Origin of the sequence: Deinococcus proteolyticus MRP, assembly GCF_000190555.1 — a bacterium.
In the GTDB taxonomy this organism is placed as follows: Bacteria; Deinococcota; Deinococci; order Deinococcales; family Deinococcaceae; genus Deinococcus; species Deinococcus proteolyticus.
In genome coordinates, this window is record NC_015161.1 from 234,496 (window position 1) to 251,424 (window position 16,929).

10 protein-coding genes are annotated in these 16,929 nt (G+C 65.7%); all 10 read left to right on the plus strand.

The window, feature by feature from the left end; genetic code table 11:
- Positions 1–9 precede the first annotated feature (9 nt).
- The 10 genes from DEIPR_RS01190 (at position 10) to DEIPR_RS01235 (ending at position 16,922) form a co-directional block, all read left to right on the plus strand.
- On the plus strand, positions 10–2,847 hold the full coding sequence (locus DEIPR_RS01190; protein WP_013614002.1) for a DUF7927 domain-containing protein: 2,838 nt from the start codon (positions 10–12) through the stop codon (positions 2,845–2,847).
- Positions 2,844–7,628, plus strand: coding sequence for a porin family protein (locus DEIPR_RS01195; RefSeq protein ID WP_013614003.1), 4,785 nt, complete (start codon positions 2,844–2,846; stop codon positions 7,626–7,628). The genes DEIPR_RS01190 and DEIPR_RS01195 overlap by 4 nt, the downstream gene beginning before the upstream one ends.
- A 71-nt stretch (positions 7,629–7,699) precedes the next feature.
- Positions 7,700–11,632 carry a beta strand repeat-containing protein gene (locus tag DEIPR_RS01200; RefSeq protein ID WP_013614004.1) on the plus strand — a complete coding sequence of 1,311 codons (3,933 nt, stop codon included), beginning with the start codon at positions 7,700–7,702 and terminating at the stop codon, positions 11,630–11,632.
- Between the two features lie 92 nt (positions 11,633–11,724).
- Positions 11,725–12,141, plus strand: a complete 417-nt coding sequence (locus DEIPR_RS01205; protein WP_013614005.1) for a hypothetical protein — start codon at positions 11,725–11,727, stop codon at positions 12,139–12,141.
- Between the two features lie 4 nt (positions 12,142–12,145).
- The gene (pth, locus tag DEIPR_RS01210; protein ID WP_013614006.1) at positions 12,146–12,778 is read left to right on the plus strand and encodes an aminoacyl-tRNA hydrolase; all 633 of its coding nucleotides are present in this window, start codon (positions 12,146–12,148) and stop codon (positions 12,776–12,778) included.
- Between the two features lie 54 nt (positions 12,779–12,832).
- Positions 12,833–13,399 (plus strand): DUF4126 domain-containing protein, encoded by a 567-nt coding sequence (locus tag DEIPR_RS01215; protein WP_013614007.1) that lies wholly within the window; start codon positions 12,833–12,835, stop codon positions 13,397–13,399.
- Between the two features lie 261 nt (positions 13,400–13,660).
- The gene (locus DEIPR_RS01220) at positions 13,661–13,978 is read left to right on the plus strand and encodes a V-type ATPase subunit subunit G family protein (RefSeq protein ID WP_013614008.1); all 318 of its coding nucleotides are present in this window, start codon (positions 13,661–13,663) and stop codon (positions 13,976–13,978) included.
- 8 nt (positions 13,979–13,986) lie between these two features.
- Positions 13,987–16,044 carry a V-type ATP synthase subunit I gene (locus DEIPR_RS01225; protein ID WP_013614009.1) on the plus strand — a complete coding sequence of 686 codons (2,058 nt, stop codon included), beginning with the start codon at positions 13,987–13,989 and terminating at the stop codon, positions 16,042–16,044.
- Between the two features lie 22 nt (positions 16,045–16,066).
- On the plus strand, positions 16,067–16,360 hold the full coding sequence (locus DEIPR_RS01230) for an ATP synthase subunit K (RefSeq protein ID WP_013614010.1): 294 nt from the start codon (positions 16,067–16,069) through the stop codon (positions 16,358–16,360).
- 1 nt (position 16,361) lies between these two features.
- Positions 16,362–16,922 carry a V-type ATP synthase subunit E gene (locus tag DEIPR_RS01235; RefSeq protein ID WP_013614011.1) on the plus strand — a complete coding sequence of 187 codons (561 nt, stop codon included), beginning with the start codon at positions 16,362–16,364 and terminating at the stop codon, positions 16,920–16,922.
- The last annotated feature ends 7 nt before the right edge of the window (positions 16,923–16,929 follow it).

Below are 16,929 nucleotides of genomic sequence, written 5' to 3' on the forward strand. Positions count from 1 at the left end.
GGAGGAACCATGCCCCGCTCCCGCCCCACCACTTTGTCTACGCTACTGCTGTCCGGTCTGCTGTCTGCCAGCCCGGCGCTGGCGCAACTGACGCCCTCAGGCACGCAGATTACCAACCGGGCCAGCGCTCAGTTCGACGATGCGGAAGGCCGGCCGGCACCCGTGGCCTATTCCAACACGGTGCTGACCACGGTGCAGGACATCTGCGGCGTCAGTGTGCTGCCCAGCGGCAGTGTAGCGGCGCCGGCCCTGTCACGTGACGTGTTGCCGGGCGACACGGTGCTGTTTCCTTACACGCTGACCAACAGCGGCAACGTGACCAGCACTTTTGCGGTGCGTACGCAGCTGGAAGCTGGCAACCCGCTGACCACGGTATTGTCGGCCCACCTAGACCTGAACCGCAACGGTCAGGTCGATCCGGCTGAGCCGGCAGTGCAGGAGGTCACGCTGGATGCCGGAGCCTCCGTGACGGTACTGGTGCGCACCGAAACGGCCCCCACCATAGAAACCGGGCAGTCCTTCATCAACCTGGTGGCGAGCTGCGCGGATGGAAGCAGTGCGGATACCGACAACGTCTCCGCGTTGGTGGTGGGCACGCCGCCCGAGGTCCAGGTCCAGAAGGCCTTCGAGCCGGCGAAGATTTTGCCGGGCCAGGAAACCACGGTCCGAATCAGCGCAGTGAATAGCGGCGTCCGCGATTCGCGTGAGGTGGTGCTGACCGACCTGCTGACTGAGCAGCTGGCGCAGGGCCTGGAGTTCGTGGCCGGCAGTGCCAGTAGCCCTGCAGGCCGCACCGAGTATTTCGATGGGGAGCGGTGGCAGGTCGAGCCCCCGTCCCAGGTGCTGGGTGTGCGGACAGTGGCTTCGCAGCTGGCCCCCAGAGCCCGCGCCGAGCTGACGTTCCGCCTGCGGGCCCGTGACGCGGCGGATGGCCGGCAGTTCCTGAACGTAGCGACCGCCGTAGCCAGCGGGCGCGAATCGTCGGCCAACGCCACGCTGAGTGTGCGTTACACCCCGGCTGTGGCGCTGGGCCCGGTAGGGCATTCCAATGCCGAGGAAGGGAGCCCGGCCGACACCCAAACCAAGCCCTTCGCCAAGTCCGGGCAGGAAGTCTGCTTCGACCACGGCCTGCGCAACACCGGCGACGTGGCGGACCTGTTTACCATCACGGTGACCTATCCCGAGGGCCGGGCCAAGCATGTCTTGTACGACGAACACAACCGTCCGCTGGCCCTGCCAATCTATCTGGAACCGGGGCAGCGAGTCTACGTGCGGGTCTGCTATACCCCGGAGGAACTCCCCGTCACCGCGCTGATTACGGCGACTGGCGAGCGCGGCAGTTCCAACTCCACCACCGACTACCTGCGGCCCCTGCCTCAGCTGGTCAAGACCGTGGTGGACCCCCAGGACACCCGCACAGTCCAGGCAGGCGAGCTGGTCACCTACCAGCTGCAGGTCACCAACATTTACGGCGCGGAGCTCAAAGACGTGCGTATCAGTGACCCGTTGCCGGCGGGTGTGGATTACGTGTCCTCGCAGGCGGGCGGGCAAGTGACCGGGACGCCGGGGGCGCAGGTGGTGCACTGGGACTTTGCCAGCCTGGCACCGGGCGAGAGCCGCACGGTGGAGCTGACGGTCAGGGTCAGCGACCGGGTAAAGATGGGGGAGACCATTGCCAACACCTTTAATCTGGTATCGAGCGAATTGCCGGCAGTGGACGGCATTCCACTGGTCATCAGTGAGCCGGCCACGGTGCAGCTGCCGGTCCAGATTCAGGTGGCCAAACAGGCCAGCACCCAGCAGGTGAACGTGGGCGACCGCGTGACCTTTACCCTGACCATCACCAACCCGTCGCCCGCCGCTGACCTGACCCCGGTGGACATTGTCGACATGCTGGCCGACCCCTCGGTGCTGGACTATATCCCCGGCAGCGCCACCCTGAGCTACGGGCAGCAGGACGCAGAGCCGCTGGCCGACCCCAAGATGCAGACCCGCGTGCTGGACCGTCCGCTGGGCAACTACCAGGCCGGCGATGAGGTATCCGAGGTGATGCTGTGGACCCTGCCTACCCTCAAGGCCGGGCAGAGCGCCACCCTCACGTACGACATGCGTGTGCAGGCCAGCGCGGCCCAGCAGTCCAGCCTGCGCAACTACGTGCTGGTCAGCGGGATAGGTCCCAGTGGCGCGACCGACATCGCCGAGGACTCTTCCGAGGCGGAAGTCGTGGTGAACCTGCAGCTGTTCCGCCCCCTGGGTGAAGTGATCGGCACGGTGTACGTGGACCGCAACCGCAGCGGCACCTACGATAAAGAGGTAGACACCCCGGTGAACCGCGCCCGCGTGGTGCTGGCCGGTGGCCGCACCGCGCTGACCGACCAGCACGGCCGCTTTTCCTTCCTGAACGTGCCGCTGGGCAGCCACGCCCTGCGGCTGGACCCGGGCACCGTCCCCTACGCGCCGCTGGTCATGCCCCAAGAAGCTACGAGCGGCACCCAGACGGTGCATGTGCGCGGCCTGACAAGTGCAGATTTCCCACTGGCCCCGCTGGGCGGCGAGATCGATGTCATCCGCCGCACCACCCTGAACGCTGGCCCGCTGACCGTGAACAAGACCGTGTCCCGCACGGCGCAGGGCTACCGGGTGGACCTGAGCCTCAAGTCGGACCGGCCCCTTCCTGGCCTGCGCTTAAGCGACCCTCTACCGGCGGGCGCCACGCTGCTCAGCGGCACGGCCGGCTTCGAGGGCACCCTGCCTGCCGGTGAACACCGAATCAGCTACACCTTCAGCTACAGCGGTGAACCCCGCAGCGCCGTCACCGACCCCCAGCTGGAATGGAGGCAGCCATGAATAGACGCGGTATCAACGCCCTGCTGACCCTGACCGCCCTGCTTAGTGCACCGGCGCACGCGCAGCAGCTGAGCACCAGCCTTCCCCTGACCAGTGTGGGTTCTCACCTGATGTGGGCGGTGGGCGACCAGACCCTGACCCTGGATGTGGGCGTGACCGGGCGGGTACGCCTGGACCTCTACAGCCCCCGGCTGGACCCGGCCGATTACCGCAGCGCGGACTCTTACGGTGACGAGCAGTATGCACCTTCTCCGGAAGTGACCACCACATTTGTGCTGCAAGACGCCCAGGGCCGTGAAGTGCTGCGCCGCACCTTCGGGCCGGGCGCCCATGCCTGGGAACCGCTCATTGACGGGGAGCTGCCGGCCGGCCGCTACCGCCTGCGCACCGTGACGCAGGGCAATGGCAAGAACACCTTTGCAGTGCGCCTGCAGGGGCAGAGTGCTGCGGTACGCGCCGAGCAGCTGACGGTCAACGTGCGCTCGGCCACCTGGATGCCGGTGGTCAACGTGACGACCGACGGCCCCGGCTACGCTCTGCGGATGTACGACGGTGACGGCGCCGGGGAACTGGAGGCCCGGGTCCGTTTCGCGGATGGCCGCACGCAGGCACTGCCGGTGGGCCAGGACGTGCAGTGGGCCGACCTGCCGCTGCCCGCAGAAGCCGGCGAATACGTGATTGAACTGCGCCAGCCGGCGGCAGCCAAGCAGTATTCCAACACGGTCAGCTTTGCCCTGCAGCGCCAGCACAGCCCTGTGCCGCTGACCCTCAGCCAGGTGGACGAGACTGGCCTGCTGGAAGTGACCGCCGAGCTGCTGCTGCCCGCCGGCCCCCAGCCGACCCAGGTGGGGGCGCAGATAGACGGCCAAGAGGTGACGGTGGACGCCAGCCTGCGCCAGGCGGTGACGGCCGGGGAACACAGCGTGCAGCCGCAGGCCGTGCCCGGTGCCAGCGTCAGCGTGGACGCCGCCAGCGTGACGGTGCCCAGGGGCGGTGTGGGACGTACCCGGATTCAGGTGCGCCCCCAGGTCAGCCTGGACCTGCAGGTGGACAAGCCCCAGGTGTGCGTGGGCGACGTGGTGAGCCTGCAGGGGCATGCCGCCACCGACTACCGCGCTGCTCTGCCGCTGGACCTGGAACTGAGTGCTCCTGGCCTGAAACTGAGCGGCGCGGCAAGCTACCGTGGCGAGCTGAGCGCCGAGCAGGCCGCCCGCTTGCCGCTTGAAGCTCTGGCCAGCGAACCCGGCACCTACACCGTGACCCTGCGCTCGCCCATGTGGGAGCAGGCGGTGACCCGCACGGTCGAGGTGCTGGCTGCCGAAACCAGCGTGCAGCTGCGCCGTGAGTTGCCGGAGCTGGAACCTGGTCAGGAAGGCACGGTGCGCGTGCTGCTCACCAACCGGGGAACCGCCGCCACGAGCTACCAGCTGAGCGAGGAAGGCACCGGTCTGGAACTGCTGGACAGTGGCACGTTCAGCGGGGAACTGGCCGCTGGGGAAACCCGCGAGCTGAGCTACCGCGTCCGCGCCTCACAGGCGGGCGAACCTGGCCAGGTGACAGGCCGGCTGACCAGCGGCACCTGCCCGGTGACCCAGGAATCCAGCACTCAGCTGAGGGTGCAGGCCCCGCCGCCTGAGATCACCCGCAGCAGTGAAGTGCTGCTGCCCTTCAGCGCCCCTGCGCAGGCCCAGAGCCTGATTGTGTCGCACCGCCTGCCGACTGGCGCCAGCTACCAGCCCGGCAGTGCGCGGCTGAACGGCGCTGCGCTGCCCGACCCCCAGGTGGGCCCCAGCGGCCTGCTGTACTGGGAAGTGCCGACCGCTGCGCCGGCGACTGATGGGCAGGCCAGCTCCGGATGCTCCATCGCTGCCGGTACGCTGAGCTACTCGGTCAGCCACGGGGGTGCCCTGCCCGAACTGGCCCCGGCCAGCCTGGTGGCCCGCTACGCCAGCGACCGCCGCGAGGTGCTGGAAGGCGCGTTCGACGCCGACGATTTCCGTGACGCCCGGCCCATGCAGGCCGAGGCCGCTGCCCAGGAGAACCCCGGCGCCGTGCGTCTGCCGCTGGCGGGAACCGTGTACCGCACCCGCGACAAGATTTCGGTCACGGTCGAAAAAGTCCAGGGCGACTCCAGCCCACTGCTGGTCAACGGTCAGCCCGTGGCCGAGGACCGGATCGGCACCAACACCCAGGACGGAGTGCGCGGCGTGCAGCGCCTGACCTACGTGGGGGTGCAGCTGCGCCCCGGCGACAACGTGCTGAGCGTGGGCAGTGACCGCGTCACCGTGAAGCTGGCTGCGCAGACCGCCCAGGTCAAGGTGGAGCCGCTGCAGCTGGTTGCCGACGGCAGTACGCCCATTCGCCTGCGGATCACCGCGCTGGACGAGTTCGGCACGCCCACCAGCACGCCTACCCTGACGCTGAATTCCAACCTGGAGCCGTCCCTCCCCGACGCCAGCCCGGCCACCGCCGGCTACCAGCTGCGCCTGAATGAAGGTGTGGGTGTGCTGGAACTGCGCCCCCAGACGGTCCCCGGCGAACTGAAGGTGGATATCGAAGCGGGCGCCCAGGTGCAGCCCTACCGCTTCCAGATTCGTCCGGACCAGCGCCGCTTCGGCGTGGGTATGGCTTCGGCCACCCTGGGCCTGGACCCGCAGAACTTCAGCCTGGCCGACGACTTGACCTGGACCGCCCGTGGCTACTACGAGGGTCCCATTGGGGAAGGCAAACTATTCCTGGCGGCCGACAAGGACGGCCTGCCGCACGACCTTGACCCGTTCGAGCGCTTCCCGCTGGCAGGCGACGCCTCGTTCCACAGTGTGCCGCTGCAGGGCGTGGACCCGGTGGCTGCCGTATACGACCACCCCCGCTTCCGGGCCAGCTATCAGCGCACGGCGCTGCCCATCACTGTGCTGCCGCTGGGCGAGACCCTGACGGCCGCCACCCTCGAAACCAAGACCAACCCTAAGCTCAGCGCCTTTGCGGCTGCTGTGCCCACCGACCAGGTGCGACTGCGCGGCGAGCAGGCCATTGTGCCCGACGGACTGCGAATTGTCCGCCTGCCCGACAGCGGCATCAGCCGGGGCAGCGACAGCCTGGAAGTGGTGGTGCTGGAGCGCGGCACCGGCCTGGAACTGCGCCGCGAGCCCCTGGTGCGCTTCGGTGACTATTCCATCGACTACGCCAGCGGTGTGATTACCCTGAACCGCGAACTTCAGCCACTGGACGATGACTTTAACGATGTGCGGATCGAGGCCAGCTACCGCCTGGACAATCCTCTTGACCGCCGCGAGTGGGCCTACGGCGCCCAGGCCAGCACCGAGGGCAAGAACTGGGTGGCCGGTGTGGCGGCGGTGCAGCTGCCCACTTCGGAAGGAGAGCGGCAGACAACTGTGGGTGTGCGTGCCCAGTACGACAACCGTGAGAACCTCAAGGCCGAGGTGCGGGCCGCCTACTCGGGCGGTTTCCAGGCCAGCCTGGACACGTCGGCGCAGCTGCGTGAGCATGACCGCGCCGCGCTGCGGATGCGCTACCAGGACCGCGAGTACGCCGGTCTGGGTCAGTTCAATTCCGGGTTCAGCGTCCACGGCACCTATCAGTCGCAGTTCAGCCCGGCGCTGCGCGGCGAGCTGGAAGCCGACTACCGCGACGACTTTGCCGAAACGCAGCAGGGCTACGTGCGTGGGATGGTGGATTACCGCCTGCAGCCCTTTACCGTGGGCGGCGGCCTGAAGTACAACTTCGGTGACATGACAGGCTTCAGCGCCGTGGCCCGCGCCGGCTACACGGGGAACCCCGTCAGCGTGTCTCTCGAGCACGAACAGGCCTTCAGCGGTGACGCCCCGACGACGACCAGCCTGCGGACCAGTTACCGCCTGACCGACACGGTGACTCTCAAGGCCCAGGACCGCTACACCTGGGGAGAAGGCCACCAGGCCCTGCTGGGCTTGGACTCACGCCTGGGCAACACCAACTTCTCGGTGGGCTACGAGCTGCCGACCTCCAGCGGCGACGGCAACCGCGCCCGCTTCGGGGCCAGCACCAGCCTGCCGCTGAACAAGAACACGGCGCTGGGCCTGCGCGGCGGCACCGTCTACAGCCTCGCCGGCCAGTATCTGGACGCCAACCTGGGCGCTGACCTGCAGCACCGCACCGAGCAGTACGCGGTGAACCTGGGCGGCGACATCGGCTACAGCGGTCAGGACCGGGAGTGGCGCACGGCGCTGCGCGGCGGCGTGAGCGGAAGCCTCAGCGACGAGCTGACCCTGACGGCCGATGCCTTGGCCGAATTCCGTACTTCCGGCACGGGCCAGCGCCTGAGTGTGGGCTACGCTTACCGCGGCGCTGCCCTGAGCAGCCTGGGCTACGCCCGCTACGTGAACGGAACCCTCGCTGGTGGCCGTCCCTCGCTGACCAGCGGCATTACTGCCGAATACCGCCAGCCCAACTGGGCCATTCGTGCCGGCAACGACACCCGCTTGCTGCTGGACGACCGGGGAACCTTTAGCGGTCAGGCGTTCCTGGGCGGCAACTACTACCTCAACGATCATCTGGGCGTGGGGGCTTGGGGCCGCGCCTTCTACCAGCCGGCCGACCTTCAGAGCACCCTGTACGGGTACGGCATAGAAGCCAATGTCCGCGCCCTGCCCGGAGCCTGGCTCAGCGCCGGCTACAACTTTGCTGGTTTCGATGGGCTGCCGACCGGCTACACCTACACCAAGCCGGGGGCTTACCTGCGGCTGGACCTGACCGTGGACGAGAGTATGGGAGGTAAGAAATGAGTTTGACAGTGAGTGCTGGGCGTTCCACCAGGAGAAACAGGGTGCAGCGAGCATGGTGGAGTGTTGCGGCCATGACTGCGGTGAGCCTGCTGGGACATGCAGGCGCACAGACTGCCACCAGCGTGCTCTGCGACGCGTCCGACACGTCTGGCAGCTCCAACCAGCCCAATCACCAGAGCATCTGCTGGATTGACTTTTCGAGCCTGAGCACCAGCACCGTTCGTACGAGTGCGGGCCAAGCTTTTGTGGTCAATCTGCCCGATGGCAGCCGTCTGCGCTTTACGGTGTCTTCCCCCACCAGCAGCGCACAATGGGCTGCGGTAGCAGCGCCATCGTGGAGCGGTGCGGCCATCGGGTCCACGGCCGGCTCATACTCAGGCATTACTGGTAAGCCTGTGGTGCGGTATACCAGCAACACCGCCACACCCGGAACTTTAAACATCACCAACATCAGCATGACGGACGCCCTGGGTGCCCCGGTCAGTAACTTCTACTTGGTAGCGGCTGACGGTGAAAGCACCAATGCTGACAACGCCTCCTCGTACGAAACTTGGCAGGCGACCATTAACAGCTCGGCTGGAGGCAGTGCCACCTGGGAACAGTTTGACCGGGTGCCGAACACGGCCGGCACCGACCCCAGCAACAGCACTCCTGGTGGCTCTGGGGTCGGTCCAACCCAGGCGGGCGTGGGTACCAGGACGGTGACCCATACGGGCGTCAGTCTCACCAATGCTGGGTCATACATCTACCGGACCAAGGCGCCCACCAGCATCACGCTCAACACCACCTCGCCCAGTGCGGGAATGCAGGGCATCCTGCTGGCCGTTCAGGTGGCGGTGGTGAATACGAACAAAGTAATTCAGCCCAGCCGGGCCAAGGCAGCTGACCAGTTCACCTACTCGGTGACAGGAGCCAACGCGTCATATACGGTCAATAGAACCACCTCAGGCACAGTCAATTCCGGTTTTGCACCCGCTACGCTAGATCAGCTCTCCGGCCTGAACGCCGTCACAGTTTCCGAAACGATGACGGCCGGTAGCGCTTCGGCCCTGTCCAGCTACAACTCCACCTACTCCTGCACGAACGTCAACCCAGTGGCCACCACCACCCTGCCGTCGGGCAGCGGCACCACCTTCTCGTTTTCTCCCCAGCCGGGCGACGTGATCACCTGTACCTTCACCAACGCTCCGAAGGTTGCCCCAACGCCCCAGCTCAGCTTGAGCAAGACAGACAATGGCGCCATATTTACTGCGGGCAGCACTGGCAGCTATGACCTCAAGGTGACCAACACCTCCGACGTGGCTGCGACCAGCGGCGCCCTCACCCTCAGTGACCTGCTGCCCAGTGGCCTAAGTTATGCCGACGTGACCGCCAATGTGGCCGGCACCCTCAGCAGCAAGCCGGCGGCAGGGGCGACCGGGCAGGTCAACTGGACATTTACTCCCAGTAACCCTCTTGGCCCCGGCCAGAGCGTCACGTTCGCCGTTAGGGTGAATGTTTCCAATACCCTGGGCAACGGCAGCACACTGACCAACTACGCCTCGGTCGGCGGAGGCGGCGACCCCGACGCCCAGCCCACGCCCGGAGCAACCTGCACAGGCGAGCAGTGCGCTAGCGACACCACCACGGTGAATAGAGTCACCCAGCTGACGCTACGTAAGGAGTTTCCACAGGGCGCCAATTCCACGGCAAACCGTTTCACCATCCGTATCCGTAACGGTACGGCGACCCTGGGCTCGGCGACTACGGCCAGCGGCACCACCCCGCCTGCAGTCAGTACCAACATGGTCGAAGTGACGCCGGGCACCACCTATACCCTGGATGAGGTAGCAGCGGACTCGGGAAGCTATCTGAGCACCTATGTGAGCCGCTATACCTGCACCAATGAGACTGCCGGTTCCACTACAGTGATGCCCACCAACGTCACCGGTACGACGTTTAACCTGACCCCCCAGGCCGGCGATGTCATCACCTGCACCTTCAGCAACTACAAGACGGCGCCTCAGCCACCGCTGGAGTGCAAAAGCACTATGTACGGTTTGGTCGGTGACAATACCAACGGGTTTTACCGAGTGCAGACCATTAACCCTACCAGTGGCGCAGCGGGTGGGACCACCATCTGGACGACTCCTGCAGACAGTGCGACCCTGGCCGTCAGTCCAGATGGTTCTAGGCTCTTCTCTGCGGCTTACGACTCGGCAACACTCCACTACCGCGACGTCACTTTGGGCACTTCCGGCTCTGTTGCGATCCCCGGCTACTCCTCCGCCAATGGCGTGCTGCTCAGAATGGCGATTGCGCCCGACGGCACCGGATACCTGACTTCCGGCACCCAGTACTGGACGTTCACATCTTCCGGCACGCCTGCCGTCAGCGGCCCCTACCCTCTGACCTCTTCTGACGGCACAGTTGATACCTCTGGCAACGGTGACCTTATTGTCGGAAGCAACGGGTCTGTTTACATCATGAAATCGCCCTCTCCTGCCAGCAATTACATAGATGTCTTCAAGATTTCAGGCACCTCTGGAACGACGGCCCAGTACTATGGCCGCATCACCAACAGCAACCTGAACCAGGCATTTGGCGGAGCGGCGGCGCTGGCCAGCGGGGTCTACGTCTCCTCGACCAGTGGCCGGCTGGCGACCGTCAACCTGGCCATGTACAGTGCCACGACCGTCACCGGGTCTGCAGCCGTAACGGCTGACCTGGCCAGTTGTTACTATCCCGACCTGGCGCCCAACATTACCGCGACCAAAAGTGTACGCAAGGTGGCCGGGAGCGCGGGCAACGTGGTGCAGCCGGGCGATACCCTTGAGTACACCATCGTGACCCGCAACGCTGGCACCCTGAGTGCGTCCACAACGACGCTTCAGGACACGGTCCCTGCTGGGACGACTTATGTGGCGGGTTCAACAGCTCTGAACTTTGTTGGAGTGGGCGACCGCACAGGGGTTACGGGGAATGATGTGATGCCTTTTAGCGTGGCCAGGGCTATCAATAGTCCAGGGGCCAGCAGCGGCGTAGTTGAAGTGGATGGCTCTGAGGGCTCCACGACCACCAGTTCTACAGACCCCGACGACAACGAAGTGGTCGTGACCTTCCGGGTAACTGTGAACAGCGGAGTGAGCGAGATTCGCAACCGGGCCACAGTCGTGCACGTAGACGGTACAGCACAGACCAACGAAACTGTAACCAGCTCGGGCCAGCCGGCACTGGCTGTGGTCAAGAGCGTGGACAAGAGTTACATCACCGTAACCCCCGATCCGTCCAACACGGGCACCGCTACCCTTCCGGCGGCCCAGCTCTCACCTGCACAGCTCAAGTACACCATTACCGTAACCAATAACGGCACGGCCGCAGCCACCGGGGTCACCGTGACCGATACCCTGCCAGCGCAGCTGACCTACGCTTCCGCCACGCTCGCCAAGTCGTCGGCGGCCAACACCTACGGTGCGCCCGTGGCCCTGACCAATACCGGCAGCGGCCAGAACCTGGCGTTCAGCGTGGGTGACTTGCCCATCACCGAGCCGGGCCGGTCGGTGCAGATCGTGGTGACCACCAACGTAAAGCTGCAGGCCAATACCAACCAGACGGCACTGCTCAACACCGCCTCGGCTACAGCTTCTGGCCTGACCCCGGTCAGCTCCGGGCAGGTGCGCACCGACGTGGTGTATCCCAAGCTGACCAAGCGGGTTCGTAATGTGACCCAGAACAAGCCCGTCAATCCGGACGGCACCGCCGCCTACAGCAGCGTGAGCGTAGACGGGTTCCCTGGGAACGTACTGGAGTACTGCCTGGACTATAGAAATCACAGCAGTGTGAGCATCAACAACTGGACGCTGACCGATTCCATTCCTGGCAATACCACGTTCGTTCCGGATTCGCAGAGCCCGGCTGCCGCGACATTTACGGCTGGTCCGGGCAAGGGGCAGATTCAGTATGGGCCGGTCACCCTGACTCCCGGCCAAAGCGGCTCGGTCTGCTTCCGGGTCAAGGTGGACTGAACGTCGGCGTGGACCGAATGTCTGCTTGCGCTCCCGCCCCCCCGGCGGGAGTTTTACTCTGGTGCGGCGGTGGGCCTGCTACCCTAAGACCCATGTCAGACGACGCTGCCATTCGCCGCAAACTGAGAGCCTTAGCCACGGCGCTGCGGCAGTTCCACTCGGCCCTGCTGGACAAGGCCCGCGAGGACCACGAGTTTATGCACGGCCCGGTGAGAAGCCCCTACGAGATGTTCAACCTGGTCACCAGCCATCCCAACTTTCAGTGGCTGCGGCCCCTGTCGGGCCTGATGGCGACCCTGGACGAGGTGCTGGACACCAAGGACCTGACCCTGACCGGCCAGCAGGTGCGCGACGTGCGCCAGGCGCTGGACGTGCTGTTTTCGCAGACCGAGCCGGCTTTCGCTGAGTTCCGAAAGGGCTACGACGCTGCCAAGGAGCGGCCTGCTGTGGCTCAGGCCGACGCCCGCTGGCGCGAGGTCCGCGATTCGCTGTCCAGCCTGAGCGCCTGAACGTATGCGCCTGATTGTGGGCCTGGGCAATCCGGGCGAGAAGTATGCAGCGACGCGCCACAACGTGGGCTGGCTGGTGGTGGATGAGCTGGCCCGGCGCACAGGAGGGCACTGGCGTAAGGACGGCGAGGCCGAGACCTGCGAGGTGCGGCTGGGACAGGGCGGTGGACAGGCCGGTGAAAAGGTGCTGCTGGTCAAACCGCAGACCTTTATGAACTCCTCCGGACGGGCCGTGGCCCCGCTGCTCAGCTACTACCGCCTGGCCCCAGACGACCTGCTGGTGGTGCAAGACGACTTGGACAGCCCCTTCGGCCTGCTGAAGCTGCGGCGCGGTGGACGTCATGGCGGGCAAAACGGCCTGCGCGACATCATCCGGCTGCTGGGCACCCAGGACTTCGACCGGCTCAAAATCGGGATTTCGCGCCCGCCGCCTGGCCGTGACCCGGCCGACTGGGTGCTGAGCCGCTGGGCCGAAGCGGAGCGCCCGGTGCTGGAAAGACTGGTGGACCTCGGAGCACAGGCGGCCGAGGTCTGGACCCTGCAGGGAATGCAGGAGGCCCAGGGCCGCTTCAACAGCACCGACTTGCGGCCTGCGCCTCCTGTGCCGCCTCCCACGCCGCCAGCGGGGGAGAGCTGAAGCTTCGGCACGCGGTCTGGGAACCTGAATGGCCTGCCCCCCGTACTGGCAGACATGGAAGTGTTTTCCGGTGTGCTCTCGGCCCTGGGCCTGTCCGGTGCGGCGGGGCTGAACGCCTACATCCCGCTGTTTCTGGTGGGGGTACTGGCCAACCTGGGACTGGTGCAACTGGACCAGCCTTTTGACCTGCTGGGCAATACCTGGACGCTGCTGGTCATCTTTCTGGTGGGGTTGGCAGACTTCGTGGGCGACAAGATTCCCGGTGTAGACCATGTGCTGCACCTGGTCAGCGGCTGGGTGGGTGCTGCCGCCGGAGCAGTGTTGTTCGCCTCACAGGCCGGAGTGGCCGACCTCTCGCCTACGCTGGCTACCGCGCTGGGTCTGCTGGTGGCGGGCGGCATCCAGACCGGCCGCGCCGCCGTGCGCCCCGCCGCGACCACCCTGACGGCCGGCGTAGGCAATCCGGTGGTCAGCACGGTAGAAGACGGCCTCAGCCTGGGGCTGAGTGTGTTGGCACTGTTCGTTCCGGCCCTGGCCGCGCTGGGCCTGCTGGGTCTGGTGTGGTGGGCGTGGCGGCTGTACCGCCGCTGGGGGCAGCGCCGCGCCGTCCATACGGCCTGAAGGACACGCCGACCCACCGCTCTGTTTCCCAGGCAGTGACAGAGCCGGCCTCTCCAGTCAGGGACGCTTGCCCCTGAGAGGCAAATGTAAACCCTGTGTTAGAATCCTAGACAGTCTGACGCAACCAAACACACAGGGTCGGGCAACCAAAGCAAGCTTGTGCAGAAGGCACCCCAAGACCCCACCCCGTGGGGCCTTCACTCTGAATGGAGCCCGCGAGGGCTTTTCGGTGTGCCGGATGACGAAGAAAGGAGGAGGGATTTGGACGTCTCAAGTCGAATCTTGAGTGAACTGGCCGAGCGCGAAGCTGCGCTGGACGCGCAGATTGAAGCTGCGCGCGCAGATGCACGCCGCGACGTGGAAGCCGCCGAGGCGGAGGCCGCCCGCATCCTCCGTGAAGCTCAGGAGCGCATGAAAGGCCTGCAGGCCGAGCATGACCAGCGCCTGACCGCCGAAACGGTACGCATCCGTGAGGAGGCCAGGAGCAAAGCAACTGAGGGCACGGAGCGCGCCCGCACGCATATGGGTGGCCGCATTCAGCAGGCTGCCGAGCACGTGCTCAAGGCGGTACTGCCGTGATTAGCCCGATGCAGCAGGTCGTAATTGCCATGCGCCGCCGCGAGAGCGAAGCGGTGATTACTGCGCTGCAACATGCCGGTGTCGTTCACCTCAAGCCCATTGAGGGTGGCCCACTGCGCTCCGACGCTTCGCACGAGCAGACTTCGGAAGACCTGAAGGAAGCCGAGCGGCTGCTGGCCCGTGTGGAAAGCACTATCGCCGAGTTGGGTGCAGTGCGCCCCGCCGAAATGGCGGGCGTGACCGTGCCCCCACGCGGCGACTGGGCCGCCCGTATCGAGAGCGTGGCTGGCCCCGTGGCCGAGCTGGCCCGCGAGCGCACCGAGGTTCAGGGCGACGTGGACGCCGCTGCGGCGTATGCCGAGCCGGCCGCAACCCTGGCCCGTATGGTGGGTTCGCTGGACCGCAGCCGCCGCGTGGCGGTGATTCCGTTTCTGCTGCACGCCGAAACGAACCTGGGTGAGCTGCAAGCTTCGCTGAACGAGGCGCTGGGTGACCGCTACGAGCTGGCTGTAGAAAGCAGCGGCACGGGCCGGGTCGGTGCGGTGGCCACGCTGGCCGGCGAACGCGACCTTGCCCGCACCGCGCTGGGCCGGGTGCGCCTGGCCGAAATGCGCCTGCCGGGCCGCTTCGAGGGCATGCCCTTGGAGCAGGCTGCCGCCGAGCTGGGGCAGATTCGCGCCGCTGGCCGCGACCACCTGCAGGGCCTGAACACCAAGCGCAGCGCCCTGGCCGAGAGCCACGGTCCTGAACTGTTCGCCCTGCGCGACGGTCTCAAGGACCTGGTGGCGGTGCACGACGTGCGCACGCTGTCGGCCCGTGGCCGCTACTCGCTGGTGATGCAGGGTTACGTGCCTGTAGACCGCGTGCCTGCGCTGCAAGCGGCGCTGCAACCCTTCGGCGATGGCGTGGTACACGAGCTTCACAATGTGGACGCTCACCACGACCAGGCCATTCCGGTGGAACTGCAGAACGGTGGTTACGTGCGCCCTTACCAGATGGTGATGGGCCTGATGAGCCCGCCCAAATACGGCACCTTCGACCCGACCTGGGTGATGGCGTACCTGATGCCGTTCCTGTTTGGTCTGATTATCGGTGACGTGGGCTACGGCATCCTGTTCCTGCTGGCAGGCCTGTGGCTGAAAGGCAAGGCCGACCGTGGTCAGAGCTGGACCGTCCCGCTGATGGGCACCAAGCTGCTGCCCGGTACGCTCAAGGACATCTGGCACATCATCAAGTGGATGTCGGTGTGGACCATCCTGTGGGGCTTCCTCACGGGCGAGTTCTTCGGCACCTGGGGCGAGCACCTGGGCCTGTTCTACTTGGACGAGCAGCGCCTCAATAACCTCTGGGGCTGGACCGGCGCCGAGTACCACGCCCACGAAGGCGCCCACCATCACGGCCTGATTCCCACCCTGTTCCCCCGCCTGGAAACTGGCTACTTCAGCAACATCATGCTGATGATTGCGCTGGCGTTCGGCATGGTGCAGGTGCCCTGGGGCTGGTTTATCCGTATCAAAGAAGGTCTCAAGCACGGTGACCAGACCCACGTCTGGGAAGGTGCCGCGCTGTTCGGCGGCGTCATCGGCCTGATTCTGATGGCGTTCGTAACCAAGGCGGCCAGCGACTTTGGCCTGATGTTCAACTTCGCCAACCCCCTGGTGTGGCTGATGTGGCTGGGCTTCTTGACCTTCGTGGTGGGTTACCTGCGTGTCATCAAGCACTTCCCGATGCTTCCCGTCGAGCTGATCTCGCAGGGCGGCGCAGTGCTGAGCTACGCCCGTATCTTCGCGGTCGGTCTGGTGTCGGCCATCATGGCCAAGCTGGTCGCTGACCTCGGCTGGAACATGTACGAAAGCATGGGCCCCATCGGTGCCGTCATCGGTCTGATTCTGGCGGTCATCCTCACCGTCTTGATTCTGGCCCTGACGTTGATCGGTCACATCCTGCAGCCCATCCGTCTGCAGATGGTCGAATTCCTCAACCCCACGGGCTACAACGCTGAAACGAGCCCTGTTTACAACCCCCTTCGTCGCCTCAGCTCCACTTCTGGGGAGCCGGTAAAATAATCCCACTACAGGAGAAATGATTATGACCAAGTACAACAAGATTGCTATCGTTGCCGTTCTGTTCGCCCTGGCCGGTGCGGCCAACGCTCAGGAAGTCGCCGCTACCGCTGGCAACAACGAAGGTCTGTCCGCCATCGGTAAGGGCCTGGCCCTGGGCCTGGGCGCCGTGGGCACCGGTCTGGCACAGGCCCGCATCGGTAGCAGCCTGGTGGGCGCCGTGGCCGAAGACCCCAGCAAGTTCGGTCAGCTGCTGCTGGTCTTCCTGCTGCCTGAAACCCTGGTGATTCTGGGCTTCGTGGGCCTGTTCCTGATCTGATATGGCCCTGGACCGACTGCTTGAAAACGAAGCTCAGGCCGAAATCGAGCGCATCCGCGCCGATGCCCGTGCCCGGGCGGAACAGATTGTGGCTGACGCCCGCGCCGAAGCGCAGGGGCTGGTCGAGAGCCGCAGCCGGGTGCTGGACAAGCAGTACCAGGCTGGCCTGACCCGCGCCCGCTCCTCGGCGGACCTGGAGCTGAACGCGGCCCGCCTGAGCGCCGGTGAAGAAGGTATTGCACAGGTGTACGGCCTGGTCGAGCAGCAGCTGCGCGACATCGGCCGGCTGCCCGAATACCGTGAAATCCTGGGCCGCCTGCTCAACGAGGCCCGCCAGGCAGTGCCGGCTGCTGAAGTGGCCGAAGTGAACCCCAGCGACGTAGAGATTCTGCGTTCGCTGGTAGGGGACCTGGAAGTCCGCGCCAACCCGAGTATTGAAGGTGGCGTGCGGCTGGTCAGCCACGGCGGCAAGAGCGGGATCACCAACACCCTGATGGGCCGCCTGCAGGCCCTGCGTGGTCAGCTGACCCCCGAAATCCGCCAGCTGCTGACGGGCGAATAAGGAGGCC